The organism is Pseudoalteromonas sp. P1-13-1a (assembly GCF_001401875.1).
Taxonomy (GTDB): domain Bacteria; phylum Pseudomonadota; class Gammaproteobacteria; order Enterobacterales; family Alteromonadaceae; genus Pseudoalteromonas.
Genome location: NZ_LKDV01000157.1, coordinates 1 through 217, shown reverse-complemented (window position 1 = coordinate 217; position 217 = coordinate 1). Strand labels below are relative to the sequence as shown.

1 tRNA gene is annotated in these 217 nt (G+C 44.2%); it reads left to right on the top strand.

Annotation, left to right across the window (positions count from 1 at the left end):
- The first annotated feature begins 143 nt into the window (after positions 1-143).
- Positions 144-216, top strand: a tRNA-Lys gene (locus AN391_RS20250).
- The last annotated feature ends 1 nt before the right edge of the window (position 217 follow it).

Here is a 217-nt window from a genome sequence, read left to right as displayed (position 1 = left end):
ATTAGCTCAGTTGGTAGAGCAGTGGACTTTTAATCCATTGGTCGATGGTTCAAGTCCATCATGACCCACCATTCTTTATTAAGATAAAGTTTGGTTCAATCGGCGGATTTACGCAGCTCACTTAAAGGGTAAGCACACAGAGCGGGTCATTAGCTCAGTTGGTAGAGCAGTGGACTTTTAATCCATTGGTCGATGGTTCAAGTCCATCATGACCCAC